Origin of the sequence: Pseudomonas sp. GL93, from assembly GCF_003408955.1 — a bacterium.
Taxonomy (GTDB): domain Bacteria; phylum Pseudomonadota; class Gammaproteobacteria; order Pseudomonadales; family Pseudomonadaceae; genus Aquipseudomonas; species Aquipseudomonas paracarnis.
This window is the reverse complement of sequence record NZ_NKRF01000133.1, coordinates 58,849-78,526: the sequence shown is the minus strand read 5'-3', so window position 1 is coordinate 78,526 and position 19,678 is coordinate 58,849. Positions and strand designations below refer to the sequence as shown.

Below are 19,678 nucleotides of genomic sequence, written 5' to 3'. Positions count from 1 at the left end.
CTTGCGATCTCTCGTAAGCGGGAGGCGAATTCTACAGCGTTACACGCTGCTGTCAACACCTCTTTTTCAACTTCCTTTTGGCTTCGATGAACTGAAGCAGCTTGCTGCCAGAAACTTCGTAACTCATTGTTTACCAAGGAGTTTTCCGTTTCGACTGCGCCGGAAGTGGGGCGAATTATAGGCTTCCAGAATCTGCCGTCAAGGCTTAATTACGCTTTTGTTGCAGAAGGCGCTTTTTTAGCAATAAGGCGAGGGATTCGACGCATTACCGGCGGCACCCGCATCAACAGAAGTAGCGCACCTACAGAAGCGTAGATAGCCCACTCCTTCAGATCCGCCCGCACTATCCATAGCATGTGCAGCAAACCGAGCCCAAGAATCACATAGACCAGACGATGCAGCTTCTTCCAGCGACTCCCCAACCGACGCTGGCTATAGCGGTTCGACGTGACGGCCAACATAAGAAGAGCAACAAACCCCAGCGCACCCACAATGATGTAGGGCCGCTTGCTCAACTCTACGCCGAGCTGCGACCAATCCAGCCCCAGGACAAACACGCAATAGGCCGCCAGGTGCAGCACAACATAAGCAAAGCACCACAGCCCCAACTGTCGACGCACCGCTATCCACCCCGCCCAACCGCTCAACTTCTGCAGCGGCGTCATGGCAAGCGTGATCAGCAATAGAATGAGCGTCCCCAAACCCAGGCGATCGACGAGCACCTTACCTGGATCAGGCCCCAGCGCAGAATTCCACGCTTCATACAACCAGAGCAATGGCCACACTGCTGCGGCTACAAACACGCCGATGCGCCAGATGGGATAGCGCATCAGTAGTTCTTCCGCAAATCGAGGCCTGCATATAAAGAAGCGACCTCATCCGAATAGCCATTGAACATCTGCGTCTCGCGCACATTCGGACTAAACAGGCCGCTCGGCAGACGGCGCTCCCGTGCCTGGGTCCAGCGCGGGTGATCGACCGTAGGATTCACATTCGCATAAAACCCATACTCATCAGCGGCAATACTCTGCCAGGTCGTTTTCGGCTGCTCACTGACCAGACTGATACGCACGATGGACTTCACACTCTTGAAGCCATACTTCCACGGCACCACCAAGCGCAACGGCGCGCCGTTCTGGTTAGGCAACTCCCGTCCATACATGCCCACAGCGAGGATCGCCAACGGATTCATCGCCTCATCCAGGCGCAGCCCTTCCACATAAGGCCAATCGATCAAGCCGAAACTTGAGCGTTGCCCAGGCATGCTCTTGGGATCCTGAAGGGTTTCAAAACGGATGTACTTGGCTTTAGAGGTTGGCTCGACCTGCTTGAGCAACGCCGAGATGGGAAAGCCTATCCACGGAATCACCATGGACCATGCCTCGACGCAACGCAGGCGGTAGATGCGCTCTTCCAGCTCATAGGGTTTCATGAAGTCCTCCAGGGCATAGCGCCCAGGTTTTGCGACTTCACCATCAATCACCACACTCCAGGGCTGCGTCTTGAGTGAGCCCGCATTCGTTGCCGGGTCGCCCTTGCCTGTGCCGAACTCATAGAAGTTGTTGTAGTGAGTTGCATCCTTGAATGGCGTGATGGCCTCATCTTTGACCGTCACCGCCTGCCACTTCGTATTCGGAAGTTTTTCCGTAAACCAGTCAGGCGCCCTGCCCGGCTCGACGTCGGCATACCGCGAAGCATCGCTCGCACTGGCCCAACGCGGCAAGCTGCTGGCGGCAATACCGGCAAGCGCACCGGCGAGCAGGCTGCGGCGAGAGAGATAGAAGGATTCAGGCGTGACATCCGATTCGTGACAATCGGACGCTTTGGGTAATTTGATTAACATGGTAACTCCGCAGCGTTGGAGAACTGATGCACCAATAGACTGCGGAGTATGGGGGAAATTACATTAAGGCAATGTTTTGTCCCGACGCAGTCGCAACAAGTACTGAATCGGGCCAGAAGCAGCGTAGGCCAGGAACGCCAGCAGCAGGATACGCGGCGGATCACTGAACACGACCGCGAACACCAGCACCACGACAAGGATGGCCACGAAAGGCACGCGGCCCTTGAGGTCAAATTCCTTAAAGCTGTTGTACTTGATGTTGCTGACCATCAGCATGCCGGCCGCCGCCACCATCAGGGCAACCAGGAACGACATCTTCGACCCCTGAATCCCGTAGTCACTGAACGCCCAGACAATACCCGCGACAACACCCGCCGCTGCCGGGCTGGCAAGGCCAATGAAGTAACGCTTGTCGGCAGTCCCCACCTGGGTGTTGAAGCGCGCCAGGCGCAAAGCGGCACCCGCGACATAGATGAAGGCAACCATCCAACCGACCTTGCCCATGTCACCCAGTGCCCAGGCAAACGCCAGCAGTGCGGGGGCGACACCAAAGGCAACCATGTCCGACAACGAGTCGTACTCGGCGCCGAAGGCACTTTGGGTATTGGTCATGCGCGCGACACGCCCATCCAGGCCGTCGAGCACCATGGCGACGAAGATTGCGATAGCGGCAAATCCGAAGTATTTGCTGGCACTCGCCGCATCACCCGCCGCTAGCGCACTCTGGGCACTCATGGAGTTGATGATGGAGTAGAAGCCGGCGAACAGGTTCGCCGTGGTGAACAGGTTGGGCAGCAGATAGATGCCACGATGCCGGACCTTGCGGCCTTCGGCGTCATGCCCTTCTTCGACATGTTCATCGATCGGCAGCATGCTTTCGGCGTCGGAAGCCTGATGTGGCTCTTCGGGACGTTCGCTCATGGACTTTACCTTGCAACGGTGTGAAAAAATTCGACAGGTACTTGCGGCGAGTGTTCGCCTGCAAACGATGCAGCTTTATACCAGAACCGGCCCTCCAAACGAAAAAACGCGGCCTAAGCCGCGTTTTCCCTTGATGCGTACGACTTAGTTCTTGGCTTTGTCGACGATCTTGTTGGCACCGATCCACGGCATCATGGAGCGCAGTTGCTCGCCGATGACTTCGATACCGTGAGCGGCGTTGTTACGACGCTTGGCGGTCATCGAAGGGTAGCCGGTAGCGCCTTCGCTGATGAACATTTTGGCGTATTCGCCGTCCTGAATACGTTTCAGGGCGTTGCGCATGGCCTGGCGGGACTCGGCGTTGATCACTTCCGGGCCGGTCACGTACTCGCCGTATTCGGCGTTGTTGGAGATCGAGTAGTTCATGTTGGCGATACCGCCTTCATACATGAGGTCAACGATCAGCTTCAGTTCGTGCAGGCATTCGAAGTAGGCCATTTCCGGCGCGTAGCCAGCTTCAACCAGGGTTTCGAAACCAGCTTTTACCAGCTCAACGGTACCGCCGCACAGAACGGCTTGCTCACCGAACAGGTCGGTTTCGGTCTCGTCCTTGAAGGTGGTTTCGATGATGCCGGTACGACCGCCACCCACGCCAGCAGCGTAGGACAGTGCAACGTTCTTGGCGTTGCCCGACGCGTCCTGGTAGATCGCGATCAGGTCAGGGATACCGCCGCCTTTGACGAACTCGGAACGCACGGTGTGGCCCGGTGCCTTCGGCGCGATCATGATCACGTCGAGGTCAGCGCGTGGCACAACCTGGTTGTAGTGAATCGCGAAACCGTGGGAGAAGGCCAGGGTGGCGCCCTTCTTGATGTTCGGCTCGATTTCATTCTTGTACAGCGAGGACTGGAACTCGTCCGGGGTCAGAATCATGACCAGGTCGGCAGCCGCGACAGCAGAAGCAACGTCAGTCACTTTCAGGCCATGGGCTTCAGCCTTGGCGACAGTGGCCGAACCTTTGCGCAGGCCAACGGTGACGTCAACGCCGGAGTCTTTCAGGTTGCACGCTTGGGCGTGGCCCTGGGAACCGTAGCCGATGATGGCGACTTTCTTGCCCTGGATGATCGACAGGTCACAATCTTTATCGTAATAAACTTTCATGAGGTTCCTCTATATATCCAGGCCGTAAGGCCATTCGCTAATTGGGTTAGATGCTGAGTACTTTGTCGCCACGGGCAATCCCGGTGACACCACTGCGTACGGTTTCCAGAATCGAGGCCGTCCCGATCGACTGGATGAAGCTGTCCAGTTTGTCGCTGGTACCGGTCAGTTGAACGGTATAAACGCTGGCGCTCACATCGACGATCTGCCCGCGATAAATATCGGTAGTGCGCTTGATCTCGGCACGCTGCGCCCCAGTCGCCTTGACTTTAACAAGCATCAGCTCGCGCTCGATGTGAGCGCTTTCCGACAAGTCGACCAGCTTGACCACTTCGATCAGCTTGTTGAGGTTCTTGGTGATCTGCTCGATCACCTCATCGTGGCCTACGGTGGTCAACGTCAGGCGCGACAGGGTCGGGTCTTCGGTCGGGGCCACGGTCAGGCTTTCGATGTTGTAGTTGCGTTGCGAAAACAGGCCGACAACACGAGACAGAGCGCCGGGTTCGTTCTCCAGAAGCAGGGAGATAATATGCCGCATGATTAAGTACGCTCCGTCTTGTTCAGCCACATGTCGCGCATAGAGCCGTCTTTGATCTGCATCGGGTAGACGTGCTCGCTGGTATCCACCTGAATATCGATGAACACCAGGCGGTCCTTCATGGCGAACGCCTCTTCCATTTTCGGCTTCAGATCTTTCAGATCGTTGATGCGAATGCCGACGTGGCCATAGGCCTCAACCAATTTGACGAAGTCTGGCAACGATTCCATGTAGGAATGGGAGTGACGGCTACCGTAGCTCATGTCCTGCCACTGACGAACCATGCCCAGTACGCCGTTGTTCAAGCAGACGATCTTCACCGGAAGGCCGTACTGCAGGCACGTCGACAGTTCCTGGATGTTCATCTGGATACTGCCTTCGCCCGTCACACAGGCAACGTCGGCATCCGGGAAGCTCAGCTTCACACCCATGGCCGCAGGAAAACCAAAGCCCATCGTGCCCAGGCCACCGGAGTTGATCCAGCGGTTAGGCTTGTCGAACTTGTAGTACTGCGCCGCGAACATCTGGTGCTGGCCTACGTCGGAGGTCACAAAGGCGTCGCCCTTGGTCACTTCGCACAGGGTTTCGATCACGGTTTGCGGCTTGATGATGCTGCCGTCGCCCTTGTCGTAAGGGAACAGGCCGCGATCACCGCGCCATTCGTCGATCTGCTTCCACCAGCTGGCAACGGATTCCTTGTTCGGCGTTTCGCCGATGTCCTTGAGTGCAGCGACCATTTCGGTCAATACGCTCTCTACAGGACCCACGATTGGCACATCGGCCTTGATGGTCTTGGAGATGGACGCCGGGTCGATGTCGATGTGGATGATCTTGGCATTCGGGCAGAACTTGCTCGCGCCGTTGATCACACGGTCATCGAACCGCGCGCCCACGGCCAGGATCACGTCAGCGTGGTGCATGGTCAGGTTGGCAGTGTAGCTGCCGTGCATGCCGAGCATACCGACGAACTGGCGGTCCGTACCCGGGAATGCGCCGAGGCCCATCAGGGTGTTGGTCACCGGCAGGTTGAGCAACTTGGCCAGTTCGGTCAACGGAGCGGAACCGCCACCCAGAATCACGCCACCGCCGGAGTAGAGCACAGGACGCTTGGCCGCCAGGAGCATTTCTGCTGCCTTGCGGATTTGCCCCGAGTGCCCACGCACGGCTGGGCTGTAGGAACGCAGCTTGGCTTTTTTCGGGAAGACGTATTCGAACTTCTCGGCCGGGTTGGTCATGTCTTTCGGGATATCGACCACTACCGGGCCCGGGCGACCGGACTGGGCGAGGTAGAACGCCTTTTTCATGACATCCGGGATTTCCGAGGGATGCTTGATCATGAAGCTGTGTTTCACGATCGGCCGGGAAATACCGATCATGTCGGTTTCCTGGAATGCATCGGTGCCGACCATGGTGCTAGGCACCTGGCCAGAGATGATCACCATCGGAATGGAGTCCATATAGGCAGTCGCGATGCCGGTAATGGCATTGGTTGCGCCTGGGCCGGACGTTACCAGTACCACGCCGGCTTTACCGGTGGCACGGGCGTAACCGTCAGCCATATGGGTCGCGGCCTGTTCGTGGCGAACCAGGATGTGGGTAACAGCCGGTTCCTTGAACAGTGCGTCGTAGACATGCAGCAGAGCACCACCTGGGTACCCGTAGATATAGTCGACGCCTTCGTCACGCAAAAAGCGGACGAGCATCTCACCGCCAGATAAAAGCTCCACGTTGTTCACCTCTAAAACGCCAGAATACCGTCCGTTAAAAAACCGACGGGTCTTAATAGGTTTACTTCTCAACAGAGCATGAGCGACGGTGGTCGCCGACTACGTCAGCACTGACTGAGCAAGTATTGGGATCGTCCCAAGTGTTGCGGGCTTTTCCCACCCAGCGCGAGGTAACGCGTTGCGGGTGTTACAGGTCGGCGCGGATGTGCGCCTCATGATCTGCTGAGCGGGCCTGCTTCTGGCAGTCCCGATACAGCGGACTTTGGATTCTTCTGTTTCACGCCCTTCAAGTCAAGCAATAATTGCGCTTTTTTCCAACTAAGCGCATGAGAACGTAGAAGAAAGGGCTTTGAGGAGGGATAAAACTCGCCTGAATGTCGTCAAGCGGTAGAAATGTGCGCAAGACTGCCGGAAAAACCGGCAGTCAGGCAATTAACGAGCGTCGACGATCAATTGATCGAACTTTTTCAGCGCGTTACGCAAGCCGAGGCTCTCCCGCGGCCGATCGGCGTAGACCATCTCGGCCATTTCCAGGATCCCCGACGCATTCGGCAAGGGCAGGTCCTGTTCCAGGATCTGCTTCATACGCGCGAGGAAGATCCATTGCAGCCACTGGTGGAAGTCCAGGGTATCAACGGAAAAGGGCTCGACACTGCTGAGCGCTTCAGCACTGGGGGAGACTTCATCCCACCAGCCCTGAACGCGCAGCTCGCGCTCGATCAGCAATAACTGCTCGGCAATCGCGGGAAAACGCGCATCCATCAAAGGCTGACCTTGGCTTTTTGCCGCGCCTGGGCAGCACCCGCAGCATCCCCCTGGGCGGCACGTGCATCACCGATCAAGGCCCACAGGCTGGCTTGCAGGTCTGGGCGCCCATTGGCCAGGCTCAGGCCACGGCGAGCGAATTGCTCCGCCTGGGGCGCATCGCCCTGGGCCATGCGCACCTGGGCCAGGCGATAGAGCACTTGTGGCTCACGCGGCGCCACGCGCTGGGCACGTTCAAGGCTCGAAGAGGCGCCATTCAAATCGCCACCCGCCTGCTGCTGCTGAGCGGTGGTGAGCAACGCCAGCACCGGGCCATCGAGTTGTTCGTCAGCCGACAACCCGCCCGCATTGGACGATGACGGAATACCGCTCGGCGTCGAAGGCATGTTGTAGGTGCCCTGGTTGACCGGCGCGGTTTGAATCGGCGTGGAGTTCACCGGCCCGGAAGTGCTCGGGCCTGGGGTCCATGGCTCGGCACTGATAGGCGCCGAGGTTGCAGCCCCACTGCCGGGCACCATCACCACGACGCCGGAATCCTGGGGAATTGCCTGGGTTGCAGCTTGGGCAGGCCGTTTGCCCACGGTCTGACGGAAGCCGCCATTGGCCGAAATGCGGTCGTTATTGGAGACGGACGTGCTTGAGTCCACCACAGGGATAGAGCCGCGCTGCACGCTGGAGCAACCGCCGAGCAAAGCCAGAGCCGTAATTGCTGGAATCCACAACTTGTTCACTTGAAACCCTCTTTGCTTAATTCATCCAGCCCTTGACCCAATCCATCACCGAATCCGCGTCAGCAGGGGCACTGCCACCGCACGCAGGGCCGGGTGGTGGTTCGCTGCCGCGAATATACGGCATCTGCACCGCGCCCGGACAGTTGGCGTCGGAGCCTTGGCCGGTGTGCGGATCAATCCAGGCCTGCACGATATTGTCCGGCTGCGGCATGTTGAGCGGCAACGGGTCAGCCTTGCGCATGAAACTGGTCCATACCTGCAACGCGCCGGTCGCACCGGTGAACGGCGTCTTGCCATTGTCGTCGCGCCCCAGCCATACCACGGCCAGTACATCCTGGCCGAAACCTGCGAACCAGCTGTCGCGGGAGTCGTTGCTGGTACCGGTCTTGCCCGCCAGGGTCAGGTTCGACGGCAGCACGCTGTAGACCGAACGCCCCGTCCCCTCGCGCATTACGCGCTGCATGGCGTTCTGGATCAGGTAGATGGAGCCCGCGTCGAAGCGCTGCTGAATCTGGAACGGGTAGCGCTTGAGCGGTTCGCCATCGGCGGTCAGCACACTGCGAATACCGCGCATCGGCGTATTGAAGCCACCATTGGCCAGGGTCTGGTACATGGTGGTCACTTCCATCGGCGTCATGGCCGCAGCGCCCAGGAGCATGGACGGAAACGCCGGAAACTCACGTTCGATCCCCAGTCGCGCCAGGGTCTTCAGGACATTCGGCACACCGACTTCAAGCCCCAGGCGCGAGGTCGAGATGTTGTAGGAATGCGCCAACCCTTGATACAGGAACACCGTGCCATGGGAACGGCGGTCGAAGTTCTTGGGCGTCCATACCTGGCCATTCGCACCTTTGACCGACAGCGGGTCATCGGACAGCCAACTGGTCAGCGTGTACTTGCTGGGTTTTTCCAGTGCCGTGAGATAGACCGCGGGCTTGACCAGCGAGCCAATCGGCCGCACGGCATCCAGTGCGCGGTTGAAACCGGCGAAACTGGCCTGGCGGCTGCCAATCATGGCCTGGACCTCGCCGGTTTCCGGGTTGGTCACGACCATGGCGGCTTCGACTTCATCCGAGCCTTTACGGCCAGTCAGGCGCTTGAAGGTGTCGTTGACCGACGCTTCGGCCTTCATCTGCAGGATGGGGTCGAAGCTGGTGAAGATCCGCAGCCCCTCTTCGGTCAAGTCTTCGTCGCGGTAGTCTTCGCGCAGTTGGCGCTTGACCAGGTCGATAAAGCCAGGGAATGAGCTATCCGCCAGCTTGCCGCGGGTTGTCACACCCAGTGGCATTTTTTTCGCAGCGGCCACTTGTTCAGCAGTGGCGACACCCTGCTGCTCCAGTACATCGAGCACCAGGTTGCGACGTTCAAGCGCACGCTCCGGGTTGCGGCGCGGGTTGTAATAGGACGGCCCCTTGACCATCCCCACCAGCAACGCGACCTGATGCAATTTCAACTCTGACAACGGCTGCCCGAAGAAGAACTGGCTGGCCAAGCCGAAACCGTGCACGGCGCGCTGGCCATCCTGACCGACGAATACCTCGTTGAGGTAGGCCTCGAGGATTTCCTGCTTGCTGTAATGCAGCTCCAGCAACATCGCCATCATGGCTTCGGTGAGCTTACGGGTCAGGCTGCGTTCGTTGGTCAGGTAGAAGTTCTTGACCAACTGCTGCGTCAGCGTACTGCCGCCCTGGGTCATCTTGCCGCCGGAGGTGTTGACCCAGATAGCACGGGCGATCGACTTCGGCGACACACCCCAGTGGCTATAGAAATCGCGGTCTTCGACAGCGACCAGGGTTTCCAGCAGATACGGCGGTACCTGATCGAGCTTGATCAGGATGCGATCTTCAAGATTCTTCGGGTAAATACCGCCGATCAGCAACGGTTCGAGACGCACCACCGGCAGCTTGGAGCCATTGAGCGACGACAGCTCAGCCACATAGTCGCCAGAGAAACGCACGCGCACCGGCTGGGCTTTTTCCAGGCCTTCGTAGAACTGGAAGCCACGGGTGTTCAGGTCGACGGTATTACCGCTGACCGCCGCAGCGCCAGGGCCATTGCTCACGGGTTCGCGGCGGTAGCCCAGCGCATCGAGCTCGGTAAGGAAGTCTTCCTTGCTCAGCTTCTGGCCAGAGAACAGCTCCAGCGGGCGTGCATACACCTTGGCCGGAATCGTCCAGCGCTTGCCGGAGAATTTTTCCTGCACCACGGCATCGAGGTACACCGCAAGGCCGGCGACCGCCACAAGGCCCACCAGGCCAAGCTTGATCACCCAGCCCAGCCAAGGGCGCGGGCCGCGGGAAGGAGGTTTTTTACGGGAACGGGGAGATCGGGTTCGAGTCATGGCGGCGGATTATACGCACTTTATTGATGATCAACATGAGCCGGACAGCGGTTTGCACGACTGGCCTCAGCAGCCATAATGCTCCCCATGATTTTCCCCAGACTTTGAAGGATCGCCCGTGAGCCAGACCCTGATCGCTGCCCTGCAAAACCCGGCCTTGTACCCTCATCCGGTTGAAGCGTTTCAAGTCATCGAGACCCATATTTCCTGGGTGATACTGACGGGGCCCTACGCTTATAAGCTGAAGAAACCGATGAACTTCGGCTTCCTGGACTTCACCCACCTGGACGACCGTGGGCATTTCTGCCGCGAGGAACTGCGCCTCAACCAGCGCCTTACCGAAGATTTGTATCTTGAAGTGTTGCCGATTACCGGCACTGCCGAGGCGCCGCAACTGGGTGGCGACGGCCCGGCCATCGAGTACGCGCTGAAAATGCGCCAGTTCCCGCAAAGCCAGATGCTCAGCACCCTGCAAGCCAACGGCGAACTGACCAGCGCGCACATCGATGAGATGGCCAAGCAGATTGCGCAGTTCCACCTCAGCGCCCCCAAAGTCCCGCAAGATCACCCCGCCGGCACGCCGCAGGAAGTGATGGCTCCGGTACGCCAGAACTTCGACCAAATCCGCCCATTCCTCAGCGACAAGGCCGACCTGACTCAGCTGGAGGCTCTACAAGCCTGGGCTGAAAGCAGCTTCGAACGCCTCAAGCCTTTGCTTGCGCAGCGCAAGCTCGATGGCTATACCCGCGAATGCCACGGCGACATTCACCTGGGCAACGCCACGCTGATCGATGGCCGCGTGGTGATCTTCGACTGCATCGAGTTCAACGAGCCTTTCCGCTTTACCGACGTATACGCAGACACCGCTTTTTTGGCCATGGACCTGGAAGATCGCGGCTTGAAATGCCTGGCACGGCGCTTCATAAGCCAGTACCTGGAATTGACCGGCGACTACCAGGGCCTGGAGCTCCTGAACTTCTATAAAGCCTACCGTGCATTGGTACGCGCCAAGGTTGCGCTGTTCAGCATGCCGAGCGAAGCCAGCCCGGTGCAACGCGCTACCACCCTGCGCCAGTACCGCAACTACGCCAACCTGGCGGAAAGCTACAGCACCATCCCCTCGCGCTTCCTGGCAATCACCCATGGCGTTTCAGCAGTGGGCAAGAGCCACGTGGCCATGCGCCTGGTCGAAGCCTTGGGCGCGGTACGCCTGCGTTCGGATGTAGAGCGCAAGCGCCTGTTTGGCGAACAACAGGTAGAGAACACCCTGCAGGCCGGCATCTACAATCAGGACGCCAGCGCCGCCACCTACGCACGCCTGAACGAGATTGCCGACACCGTGCTGCGCGCCGGCTACCCGGTGGTGCTGGATGCTACGTTCTTGAAACGCGCGCAGCGTGACGCCGCCGCCCAGGTTGCCGAAGCCACCGGGGCGCCGTTCCTGATCCTCGACTGCAACGCCCCGCAAGCCGTTATCACCAGTTGGCTGGCACAACGTCAGGCGGATAAAAACGATCCGTCTGACGCCACACTGACCGTTATCGAAGAACAACAAGCCAGTCGTGACCCGCTGACTGCCGAGGAGCTGCTGCTCAGCAAGCGTGTGGAGACCAATGAAAGCGGGACGCTCGACGCTTTGGTCGGGCATATCCGTCAGCACCTGCCGGGCCTGTAAGAAATATTTCTTGGTCGCGTCGTCGTCTTCGGCGCGCGACCTAGCAATAGTGGCACTATACTGGCCCCATAACGCCAGCCAGAGTCGCGATCATGAGTCAGCCCAAGCTTCTTGATACCCCGCTCTACGCCCTCCTGCACAAAGACGACATCCGCGGCTTCAACCAGGAGCGCCCTGAAAACGGCACCCTCGACATGCGCGGTGGCGACTTTCGAGGGCTGGACCTGCGCGACCTGAACGCCACCGGTATTGACTTCACCGACGCCTATTTTCGCTCTGCCGATCTGCGCGGCCTGGACTTGCGTGGCTGCTCACTGGAAGGCGCCAGCCTGGCCCATGCGCAGATATCGGGGGCTTACTTCCCGCCCGAACTCACGGCTGACGAAATACTCATGTCGGTCAATTTCGGTACTCGCCTGCGCTACCGCACCAAGTAACCCCACACGCCGAGTTCCGGCCACACCCCCTGCCTGCCGGGCGCTTTGCGCCTGCCTGCGAGTAAGCGCCGTCGCGCCATCCTTATAAGCTTTTCAGCCCTATCTGACCAAAGAACCACGCTTTTCCTACTGAGCGCTACACTCATTTTCAGGCTGCCTGGTCACGACACCCACCGCACCATTCAGCCAGCGCAAGGAGGCTTGATGAACGATGAGCTGCAACACCTGAAAAACCTTGGCAAGACGTCAGCGCAGTGGCTGCATGCGGTGGGCATCCACAGCGCGTCCGACCTGCGCCGGCTGGGGGCGGTCGATGCTTACCGAGCCGTGCGCACGCGCGGGTTTCGAGCCTCGAAGGTTCTGCTGTATGCCATTGAAGGGGCATTGATGGATGTGCACTGGAATGACATACCCACGGAGCGCAAGGAGGCCTTGAACCGTCAGTTGGAAGCGATCTCAGTGCATCAGAAGAACTAGAGTGGCACTCAAACCCAGTGTTTATGAGCATTACAAACAAGCGTTTGAGAAAAATGGATGAAGCAGAAAAACAAATGTTGACTCTCAAATGAGAATCGTTATGATTATCACAACTGGTCGCGAGATCAGCCGATAACTGAAAGACCATTGGTTCGGACTCTCAGATTATCTCCTCATCAGGCTAATCACGGTTATTTGACCCGGCTCTTGCCGGGTCTTTTTTTGCCTATGAATTAACCGACCTCAGCGCGCAATGATCAACGGATGCCCACGCTCCGGATGCGGCTGTACCAGCACATCCAGACCGAATACAGCCTTGAGCGGCTCTGGTTGCAGGACTTTCGAGGGCGTATCCAGCGCGTGGGGGCGCCCGTTTTCCAGCAACAGGATCCGGTCGCAGTAACGCGCCGCCAGGTTCAAGTCATGCAGGATGACCAGCACCGCAGCGCCTCTGTCGGCAAAATGTCGAATAGCTTGCAAGGTGGTGTGTTGGTGCAGAGGGTCGAGCATTGATGTGGGCTCATCCAGCAACAACGTCTGCCCTGCCTCACCCGGCCATAACTGCGCCAATACTCGTGCCAGGTGCACACGCTGCCGCTCGCCGCCCGACAAGGCCAGGTAACTACGGCCACTCAGGTGGCCTACATCAGCAGCCTGCAGCGCGGCGTTGATGATTTCGTCGTCGCGCACTCGCCCGGTCTGATGAGGCAAGCGGCCCATGCCCACCACCTCTTCGACACGAAAGGCAAAGTCCAGGGTGGAGGATTGTGGCAGCACCGCCAGGCGCTGGGCACGTTGCGCGCCGGTCATATGCTTGAGCGCCTGCTGATCCAGCCAGACCTTGCCCTGATCCGGCTGCAACTCCCCACACAGCGCCCCAAGCAAGGTACTTTTGCCGGCGCCATTGGGGCCCAGCACGCCTAGCACTTCGCCCGGCAGCAGGTCCAAGGTGATATCGGCCAGCACGGTTTTACCACCGCGCCGGATCTGCAACGCTTCTACCCGCAACATCAGGCGCGCCCTCGTAACAATAAATAGAGGAAAAACGGTGCACCGATAAACGCAGTGACAATACCGATCGGCAGTTCCGCCGGTGCTAACGCCAGGCGCGCCACCAGGTCCGCAAACAGCAGCAGGCTCGCACCCGCCAACACCGAGGCCGGTAACAACACCCGATGATCCGGCCCCGCCAACAGCCGCACCAGATGTGGTACCACCAAACCGACAAAACCAATCATGCCCGCCGCCGCCACTGCGGCGCCAACACCTAGGGCTGTACAGAACACCAACTCGCGCTTGAGCCCCTCCACATCAATACCCAGGTGGTTGGCCTCGGACTCCCCCAACAGCAGCGCGTTCAGCGCCTTGGCCCGGCGCGGCAACCATAGCGCCACACCCGCACTCACCAGCAGCAAGGGCCACAACCGTGAATAACTCGCGCCATTGAGGCTGCCCAGGTTCCAGAACGTCAGGGTGCGCAAGGTGGCATCGTCTGCCAGATAGGTAAACAGGCCTACGGTGGAACTGGCCAGGGCCGTCAGCGCGATACCGGCAAGCAACATCGTCGCGACATTGGTCTGGCCATTGCGACGCCCCAGCCGATAGACCAATGCCGTGACGCCCAAGCCACCGAGGAAGGCGCACAGCGATAACAGGTATGGCCCGAAGGCATCCGGCAGGCCGCCAAAGAACGAGCCACCGACAATCGCCACCGCCGCCCCCAGCGCTGCGCCGCTGGACACACCGACCAAGCCCGGGTCGGCCAGCGGGTTGCGGAACAACCCCTGCATCGCCACACCCGACAACGCCAGCACACCGCCGACCGCCAGCCCCAACAGGGTTCGCGGCAGGCGAATCTGCCCCAGGATCAACTCGGCCTGCTCCAACCCCTGGGCCTCAAGCGGTACGCCCATCAGCCTTAACGCAGCCCTGAGGGTGTCCACCAACGGCAGGCTGACCGGCCCCAGTGCCAATGAAAGCCAGATCGCCAATACACACAGCAGCGCGAGCCCGATAAACAGCGTTTTTGGCTTAACCAGAGTGGTCATGGAGCAGGCTTAGGCTGGGACGGATAAAAACCGGCAGACAGTTTCTCCAGGCTTTGCGGCAATCGCGGCCCCAGGCCACCTACCAGCAAGGTCGGATCCAGCTCAAAGACGCGGCCGCTCTTGGCTGCCGGCGTAGAGGCAAGGATCGGATTTTCCTTGAACAAAGCTGCGCGCGCCGCGTCCCCGGTCAGGGCGCGATCAGCAAACACCAGCACCTCAGGGCTCAAACCCGCCAGCGATTCGACGGAAAACGGCTTGTAGCCCACATGCGTGGCGAGATTACGCCCCCCAGCCTGCTGCAACATCCAATCAGCGGCCGTGTCCTTGCCCGCGATCAGCGGCTTGCCACCGGCATGGCCGAGCAGCAATAGCACGCCTGGAGCTTTTTGCGTGGCCTGGGCCTTGGTCACCCGGCTTTTTTGCTGTGCCAGCGCCTGCTCATACCCGGCAAACAAGGCATTAGCCTGGGCCTCACTGCCGAGCAGCTTCCCCAAGTGTTCAAGGTTGCCTTTGAGCGTAGGCAAATCCGGCTGGGCCGAGAACATCTCCACTTGCACCCCTGCACTGCGAATCTGTGCCAGCACCGGCGGTGGCCCCATTTCCTCAGTGCCCACAAGGAGTTGCGGGCGCAGGCTGAGAATGCCTTCGGCCGACAACTGCCGCTGGTAACCAATGCTCGGCAAGGCCTTGAGCGAGGCGGGATGCTGAGTGGTGGTATCCACTCCCACCAACTTCGACTCACCGCCCAGGGCCGTCACCCATTCCGACAGCGCCCCGCCGGCACTGACCCAGCGTTGCGGCAGTTCAGAGGCGTGCACCCCAGGGTTGACCAGCAGTGAGGCAACAAGCGCGATAGCGCTGGTACTCAGGCGCATAACAGGGTTTCCTTCCTAGGGCAGGGCCACTCAAGCACTCATTGATGTGACAGATAACCCCTGCCAGGCATCGTATTGAGCACCCAGTCAGCTGACGGGCGAAGCGGGCATTTGATAATTGTTTGCATTTGAACGTCAAGGCACTTAAGGATTGAAATGAAGTTTCTCTGCGCCTCAGGCGACCTCGCCGCCAACAGCAGCCGCGGTTTTGATATCGATGGCCACAGGCTGTTGGCGGTGCGGCGGGACGGCATTGCGTACTTCTATCTCAACCGCTGCCCCCATCGCGGCATCCCGCTGGAATGGCAACCTGATCGCTTCCTCGACGACAGCGCCAGCCTGATCCAATGCGCCACCCATGGCGCATTGTTCCTGATTGAAAGCGGCGAGTGCATCGCCGGGCCCTGCGCAGGCCAATACCTCACTGCCCTGCCCGGCCGTGAAGACGAACAGGGATTATGGGTCGAGCTCTAATCGCCCAGCAGCACCTTCAGCCGACGCTCGACGTAAATTTCCTGCGGCGTGACCCGTACACCGTAGGCCAGCACCTCCACACCTGCAGCCTTGGCCTCACGTAGCGCGGCCGCATAACCCGTGTCGATTTCCACAGCCGGGCGCACCGCGTCGATCCCCGACAGGTTCACGCAATACAACTGCACCGCCCGTATACCGTCGCGAGCCAGATGAGCCAGCTCACGCAAGTGCTTGGCCCCACGCTGCGTCACCGCATCGGGGAAAGCCGCCACCGAGCTGCCATCAAAGCCCAGGGTGACGCTTTTGACCTCGACAAACGCAGCGCCCTGGGGGTAATCCAGGCGAAAGTCGATGCGGCTTTTCTCCTGGCCATAAGGCACCTCACGCTTCAACGCGGTAAAGCCGTTGAGCTCAGTGATCACACCGGCCAGCAAAGCTTCTTCAACCAACTGATTGGCGCGCGCGGTGTTGACGCACGCCAGCCGGCCCTGGGGCGTTTCGGCAATTTCCCACGTGCCCGGCAGCTTGCGCTTGGGATCCGTAGAACGGCTGAACCAGACCTGGCCACCTTCGACCATGCAGTTGAGCATCGAACCGGTGTTAGGGCAGTGAATGGTGAGCAACTCGCCGGTAACGGTTTCGATATCGGTGAGAAAGCGCTTGTAGCGGCGGATCAGCCGCCCTTCTTCAAGAGGAGGATTAAAACGCATCAGCCTTGCCAGCTCCGCAAACCACGGGCAATGCGCTCCACCGCCTCTTGCAGCCGATCGAGGTTCTGCGTGTAGGCAAAACGCACATGATGCCCCGCCTGGTAGCGACCGAAATCCAACCCGGGCGTAAAGGCCACATGTTCGGTTTCGAGGAAATGACGGCAAAATGCGAAGGCATCGCCGCCGAACGCGCTGATATCGGCATACAGATAAAAGGCACCTTCGGGCTCCACGGCGATACCGAACCCCAGCTCACGCAGGGCCGGCAGCAGGAAGTCACGGCGGCGACCAAATTCGGCACGGCGCTGCTCCAGAATCTCCAGGGTTTGCGGGGTGAAACAGGCCAAAGCGGCATGCTGGGCCATGCTTGGCGCACTGATGTAGAGGTTCTGCGCCAACTTCTCCAGCTCACCCACCGCTTCAGGGGGCGCCACCAGCCAACCGAGGCGCCAGCCGGTCATGCCGAAATACTTCGAAAAACTATTCAGGACAAAGGCGTCATCATCGACTTCCAGCACGCTGGCGGCGTCGGTGCCGTAGGTGAGGCCGTGATAAATCTCGTCGACCACCAGGTGACCGTTGCGCGCCTTGATGGCGCCCGACAGACCAGCCAACTCGTCCCGGGTGAGGATCGTGCCGGTGGGGTTGGCGGGCGATGCCACCAGCGCGCCGACACTGTCCTGGTCCCAATGCCTGGCCACCAGATCGGCGGTCAACTGGTAGCGTACGTCTGGGCCGACCGGCACCAACTGCGCCGCGCCTTCCACAAGACGTAGGAAGTGTCGGTTGCAGGGGTAGCCTGGGTCCGCCAGCAGCCAATGCTTACCCGGATCCACCAGCAAACTGCTGGCCAGCAATAACGCGCCGGAGCCACCGGGAGTGATCAAAATGCGCTGCGGGTCGATGCTCAAACCGTAGCGTTGCTGGTAGAAACCACTGATGGCTTCGCGCAACTCGGGCAAGCCGCGGGCGGCGGTATAGCGCGTTTTACCGTTTGCCAACGCCGCTTGGCCGGCCTGGATGATCGGTTCGGCGGTGGTGAAGTCCGGCTCGCCGATTTCCAGGTGGATCACGTCGTGGCCGGCGGCCTGCAGCTCATTGGCACGCGCCAGTAACGCCATGACATGAAAAGGTTCGATGGCGCGACTGCGCGCACTGTAGGGCTGAGCCATTAGCCTTCCTTAGACGGTGAGGACAAAATCTGGATTCTACCGAACCCTCACGGTAAAACATGCTCTATTGCCTGATTGGGGCTGCAAGTGCACCCTGCGCGCGCTCGTAAAACAGCTAAAATCAATAGTCGAGGCGATACATACCCAGTCATGGCGGGCTGCTGCGGTTTGCAACCCCTTTGCCCTGGACCTCGACAACCGGGAGTAGCGCACCCTGAATGTATCTGGTAAGTTCGCCCGCTTGCAGCCGCAGGGCCGGCAGGTGTCGGTGACGTTGCAATCCTGCGCAATGGATTAGAAGAGTGAGAGGCGGTCTATTCATGTCCACCCAAGCAAAGCAACAGCAGACTCAAGGCCTCGGCGGCTTCGAACCCTATGTCGAAAAAAAGGGCGAGGAGTACATGGGCGAGCCCATGCGCGAGCACTTCACCAAGATCCTCAACAAGTGGAAACAGGACTTGATGCAGGAAGTCGACCGTACGGTTGACCATATGAAGGATGAAGCGGCCAACTTCCCTGACCCGGCCGATCGTGCCAGCCAGGAAGAAGAGTTCGCCCTCGAACTGCGCGCCCGCGATCGCGAGCGCAAGTTGATCAAGAAGATCGACAAGACCCTGCAACTGATCAAAGACGAAGAATACGGCTGGTGCGAATCCTGCGGCGTCGAAATCGGTATTCGCCGCCTGGAAGCCCGCCCAACCGCGGACCTGTGCGTAGACTGCAAGACCTTGGCTGAAATCAAGGAAAAACAGGTCGGCAAGTAACTTTGCCGAATTGAACGAATGGAGCGTGCGAACGCTCCATTTTTGTTTCTGGCGTTTACCGGTTATGCAGTAGTATCCGGCCCATGACAGCCTCTACCTATATTGGGCGCTTCGCCCCCACACCCAGCGGCCATTTGCACTTCGGCTCCCTGGTTGCCGCCCTCGCCTCCTACCTCGATGCACGCGCCCACCATGGCCGTTGGTTGATGCGCATGGAAGACCTTGACCCTCCCCGTGAAGAGCCCGGCGCTCAGGCGGCGATCCTGCATGCACTGGAAAGCTACGGCTTTGAATGGGATGGCGAACTGCTTCGCCAGAGCGAGCGGCATGATGCCTACGCCAAAGTGCTGAACGATATGTTCAACCACGGCCTGGCCTACGCCTGCACCTGCTCGCGCAAGCAATTGGAGCCCTACAACGGGATTTACCCAGGCTTGTGCCGCAATGCCGGCCACGAACAGCAGGATGCCGCCATCCGCCTGCGCGTGCCCGAGCTGGAATACCACTTTACCGACCGTGTGCAGGGCGAGTTCCGGCAGCATCTGGGCCGCGATGCCGGCGACTTCATCATCCGTCGCCGTGATGGCCTCTACGCCTACCAACTGGCGGTGGTGCTCGACGACGCCTGGCAAGGTGTAACCGATATCGTGCGCGGCGCCGACCTGCTCGACTCCACACCGCGCCAACTTTACTTGCAAGAGCTGCTCGACCTGCGCCAACCCCGTTACTTGCACGTGCCGCTGATCGTGCAGCCGGACGGCAACAAGCTGGGCAAGTCCTACCGCTCTGCTCCGTTGACAGCCGACCAGGCCACGCCTTTGCTGCTCAGAGCGCTGCGTGCACTTGGCCAACAGCCCGACGCGCAGCTGCTGCACGCCAGCCCACGAGAACTGCTGGATTGGGGCATTGCGCACTGGGACGCCACCCGCATCCCGCGCACACCTACCCTGGCCGAAGCGCAATTGAGTTGAAGGCGCTTGCAGGTTGTTCATCATCCGTTAACATCGCGGCAGATTTTT

Annotated in this window: 20 protein-coding genes; 6 read left to right on the top strand and 14 right to left on the bottom strand. The window is 59.6% G+C overall.

Features of this window, described 5'->3' with window-relative positions; translation table 11 throughout:
- Positions 1–209: 209 nt before the first annotated feature.
- The 9 genes from msrQ to mrcB all read right to left on the bottom strand — a co-directional run bounded on the left by msrQ (position 210) and on the right by mrcB (position 10,027).
- On the bottom strand, positions 210–830 hold the full coding sequence (gene msrQ, locus CER19_RS27665; RefSeq protein ID WP_116668694.1) for a protein-methionine-sulfoxide reductase heme-binding subunit MsrQ: 621 nt from the start codon (positions 828–830) through the stop codon (positions 210–212).
- Positions 830–1,843: a protein-methionine-sulfoxide reductase catalytic subunit MsrP gene (gene msrP, locus CER19_RS27660; RefSeq protein ID WP_116668693.1), complete on the bottom strand. Its 1,014-nt coding sequence runs from the start codon at positions 1,841–1,843 to the stop codon at positions 830–832. Before msrP ends, msrQ begins: the two co-directional genes overlap by 1 nt.
- 63 nt (positions 1,844–1,906) lie before the next feature.
- On the bottom strand, positions 1,907–2,764 hold the full coding sequence (gene pssA, locus CER19_RS27655; RefSeq protein WP_003194131.1) for a CDP-diacylglycerol--serine O-phosphatidyltransferase: 858 nt from the start codon (positions 2,762–2,764) through the stop codon (positions 1,907–1,909).
- 144 nt (positions 2,765–2,908) lie between these two features.
- Positions 2,909–3,925 carry a ketol-acid reductoisomerase gene (ilvC, locus tag CER19_RS27650; RefSeq protein ID WP_003194132.1) on the bottom strand — a complete coding sequence of 339 codons (1,017 nt, stop codon included), beginning with the start codon at positions 3,923–3,925 and terminating at the stop codon, positions 2,909–2,911.
- Between the two features lie 46 nt (positions 3,926–3,971).
- Positions 3,972–4,463, bottom strand: coding sequence for an acetolactate synthase small subunit (gene ilvN, locus CER19_RS27645; RefSeq protein WP_003176102.1), 492 nt, complete (start codon positions 4,461–4,463; stop codon positions 3,972–3,974).
- 2 nt (positions 4,464–4,465) lie between these two features.
- A complete protein-coding gene (locus tag CER19_RS27640) occupies positions 4,466–6,190 on the bottom strand; it encodes an acetolactate synthase 3 large subunit (RefSeq protein ID WP_116668695.1) in 1,725 nt (574 codons plus the stop codon).
- Between the two features lie 432 nt (positions 6,191–6,622).
- A complete protein-coding gene (locus tag CER19_RS27635) occupies positions 6,623–6,952 on the bottom strand; it encodes a YqcC family protein (protein ID WP_014719929.1) in 330 nt (109 codons plus the stop codon).
- Positions 6,952–7,686 (bottom strand): M48 family metallopeptidase, encoded by a 735-nt coding sequence (locus tag CER19_RS27630; RefSeq protein WP_116668692.1) that lies wholly within the window; start codon positions 7,684–7,686, stop codon positions 6,952–6,954. The genes CER19_RS27635 and CER19_RS27630 overlap by 1 nt, the downstream gene beginning before the upstream one ends.
- 16 nt (positions 7,687–7,702) lie before the next feature.
- Positions 7,703–10,027: a penicillin-binding protein 1B gene (gene mrcB, locus CER19_RS27625; protein ID WP_116668691.1), complete on the bottom strand. Its 2,325-nt coding sequence runs from the start codon at positions 10,025–10,027 to the stop codon at positions 7,703–7,705.
- A gap of 118 nt (positions 10,028–10,145) precedes the next feature.
- Between mrcB and CER19_RS27620 the strand changes: the two genes are divergently transcribed.
- The 3 genes from CER19_RS27620 to CER19_RS27610 all read left to right on the top strand — a co-directional run bounded on the left by CER19_RS27620 (position 10,146) and on the right by CER19_RS27610 (position 12,616).
- Positions 10,146–11,702 (top strand): bifunctional aminoglycoside phosphotransferase/ATP-binding protein, encoded by a 1,557-nt coding sequence (locus tag CER19_RS27620; RefSeq protein WP_116668690.1) that lies wholly within the window; start codon positions 10,146–10,148, stop codon positions 11,700–11,702.
- Between the two features lie 92 nt (positions 11,703–11,794).
- Entirely contained in the window at positions 11,795–12,139 is a 345-nt protein-coding gene (locus CER19_RS27615) for a pentapeptide repeat-containing protein (RefSeq protein WP_116668689.1), read from the top strand.
- 204 nt (positions 12,140–12,343) lie between these two features.
- Positions 12,344–12,616 carry a TfoX/Sxy family protein gene (locus CER19_RS27610; RefSeq protein WP_003194139.1) on the top strand — a complete coding sequence of 91 codons (273 nt, stop codon included), beginning with the start codon at positions 12,344–12,346 and terminating at the stop codon, positions 12,614–12,616.
- Between the two features lie 243 nt (positions 12,617–12,859).
- Here the strand turns inward: CER19_RS27610 and CER19_RS27605 are convergent, their stop codons facing one another.
- The 3 genes from CER19_RS27605 to CER19_RS27595 are packed head-to-tail and all read right to left on the bottom strand — an operon-like array spanning position 12,860 to position 15,539.
- Positions 12,860–13,627, bottom strand: a complete 768-nt coding sequence (locus CER19_RS27605) for a heme ABC transporter ATP-binding protein (protein WP_116668688.1) — start codon at positions 13,625–13,627, stop codon at positions 12,860–12,862.
- Entirely contained in the window at positions 13,627–14,664 is a 1,038-nt protein-coding gene (locus tag CER19_RS27600) for an iron ABC transporter permease (protein ID WP_116668687.1), read from the bottom strand. Before CER19_RS27600 ends, CER19_RS27605 begins: the two co-directional genes overlap by 1 nt.
- Positions 14,661–15,539: a hemin ABC transporter substrate-binding protein gene (locus CER19_RS27595; RefSeq protein ID WP_116668686.1), complete on the bottom strand. Its 879-nt coding sequence runs from the start codon at positions 15,537–15,539 to the stop codon at positions 14,661–14,663. Before CER19_RS27595 ends, CER19_RS27600 begins: the two co-directional genes overlap by 4 nt.
- Positions 15,540–15,695: 156 nt before the next feature.
- Here CER19_RS27595 and CER19_RS27590 point away from each other — a divergent pair, with 156 nt between their 5' ends.
- Positions 15,696–16,013: a Rieske (2Fe-2S) protein gene (locus tag CER19_RS27590; RefSeq protein ID WP_116668685.1), complete on the top strand. Its 318-nt coding sequence runs from the start codon at positions 15,696–15,698 to the stop codon at positions 16,011–16,013.
- Here the strand turns inward: CER19_RS27590 and sfsA are convergent.
- Both sfsA and CER19_RS27580 read right to left on the bottom strand, forming a co-directional pair.
- Entirely contained in the window at positions 16,010–16,723 is a 714-nt protein-coding gene (sfsA, locus tag CER19_RS27585; protein WP_116668684.1) for a DNA/RNA nuclease SfsA, read from the bottom strand. The two genes, CER19_RS27590 and sfsA, sit on opposite strands and share 4 nt — an antisense overlap.
- The gene (locus CER19_RS27580) at positions 16,723–17,895 is read right to left on the bottom strand and encodes a pyridoxal phosphate-dependent aminotransferase (protein ID WP_014719940.1); all 1,173 of its coding nucleotides are present in this window, start codon (positions 17,893–17,895) and stop codon (positions 16,723–16,725) included. The genes sfsA and CER19_RS27580 overlap by 1 nt, the downstream gene beginning before the upstream one ends.
- A 320-nt stretch (positions 17,896–18,215) precedes the next feature.
- Between CER19_RS27580 and dksA the strand changes: the two genes are divergently transcribed.
- Both dksA and gluQRS read left to right on the top strand, forming a co-directional pair.
- Positions 18,216–18,659, top strand: coding sequence for an RNA polymerase-binding protein DksA (gene dksA, locus CER19_RS27575; RefSeq protein WP_003194150.1), 444 nt, complete (start codon positions 18,216–18,218; stop codon positions 18,657–18,659).
- 83 nt (positions 18,660–18,742) lie between these two features.
- A complete protein-coding gene (gene gluQRS / locus CER19_RS27570; protein WP_116668683.1) occupies positions 18,743–19,630 on the top strand; it encodes a tRNA glutamyl-Q(34) synthetase GluQRS in 888 nt (295 codons plus the stop codon).
- Positions 19,631–19,678: the final 48 nt, after the last annotated feature.

What these genes read in the sequence shown, in the direction of transcription:
- ilvC (WP_003194132.1), bottom strand. Translation starts at nt 3,925, where the DNA reads ATGAAAGTTTATTACGATAAAGATTGTGACCTGTCGATCATCCAGGGC.
- gluQRS (WP_116668683.1), top strand. Translation starts at nt 18,743, where the DNA reads ATGACAGCCTCTACCTATATTGGGCGCTTCGCCCCCACACCCAGCGGC.
- CER19_RS27595 (WP_116668686.1), bottom strand. Translation starts at nt 15,539, where the DNA reads ATGCGCCTGAGTACCAGCGCTATCGCGCTTGTTGCCTCACTGCTGGTC.
- CER19_RS27615 (WP_116668689.1), top strand. Translation starts at nt 11,795, where the DNA reads ATGAGTCAGCCCAAGCTTCTTGATACCCCGCTCTACGCCCTCCTGCAC.
- pssA (WP_003194131.1), bottom strand. Translation starts at nt 2,764, where the DNA reads ATGAGCGAACGTCCCGAAGAGCCACATCAGGCTTCCGACGCCGAAAGC.
- CER19_RS27605 (WP_116668688.1), bottom strand. Translation starts at nt 13,627, where the DNA reads ATGTTGCGGGTAGAAGCGTTGCAGATCCGGCGCGGTGGTAAAACCGTG.
- ilvN (WP_003176102.1), bottom strand. Translation starts at nt 4,463, where the DNA reads ATGCGGCATATTATCTCCCTGCTTCTGGAGAACGAACCCGGCGCTCTG.
- CER19_RS27635 (WP_014719929.1), bottom strand. Translation starts at nt 6,952, where the DNA reads ATGGATGCGCGTTTTCCCGCGATTGCCGAGCAGTTATTGCTGATCGAG.
- msrP (WP_116668693.1), bottom strand. Translation starts at nt 1,843, where the DNA reads ATGTTAATCAAATTACCCAAAGCGTCCGATTGTCACGAATCGGATGTC.
- CER19_RS27600 (WP_116668687.1), bottom strand. Translation starts at nt 14,664, where the DNA reads ATGACCACTCTGGTTAAGCCAAAAACGCTGTTTATCGGGCTCGCGCTG.
- CER19_RS27590 (WP_116668685.1), top strand. Translation starts at nt 15,696, where the DNA reads ATGAAGTTTCTCTGCGCCTCAGGCGACCTCGCCGCCAACAGCAGCCGC.
- CER19_RS27610 (WP_003194139.1), top strand. Translation starts at nt 12,344, where the DNA reads ATGAACGATGAGCTGCAACACCTGAAAAACCTTGGCAAGACGTCAGCG.
- mrcB (WP_116668691.1), bottom strand. Translation starts at nt 10,027, where the DNA reads ATGACTCGAACCCGATCTCCCCGTTCCCGTAAAAAACCTCCTTCCCGC.
- CER19_RS27580 (WP_014719940.1), bottom strand. Translation starts at nt 17,895, where the DNA reads ATGGCTCAGCCCTACAGTGCGCGCAGTCGCGCCATCGAACCTTTTCAT.
- msrQ (WP_116668694.1), bottom strand. Translation starts at nt 830, where the DNA reads ATGCGCTATCCCATCTGGCGCATCGGCGTGTTTGTAGCCGCAGCAGTG.
- sfsA (WP_116668684.1), bottom strand. Translation starts at nt 16,723, where the DNA reads ATGCGTTTTAATCCTCCTCTTGAAGAAGGGCGGCTGATCCGCCGCTAC.
- dksA (WP_003194150.1), top strand. Translation starts at nt 18,216, where the DNA reads ATGTCCACCCAAGCAAAGCAACAGCAGACTCAAGGCCTCGGCGGCTTC.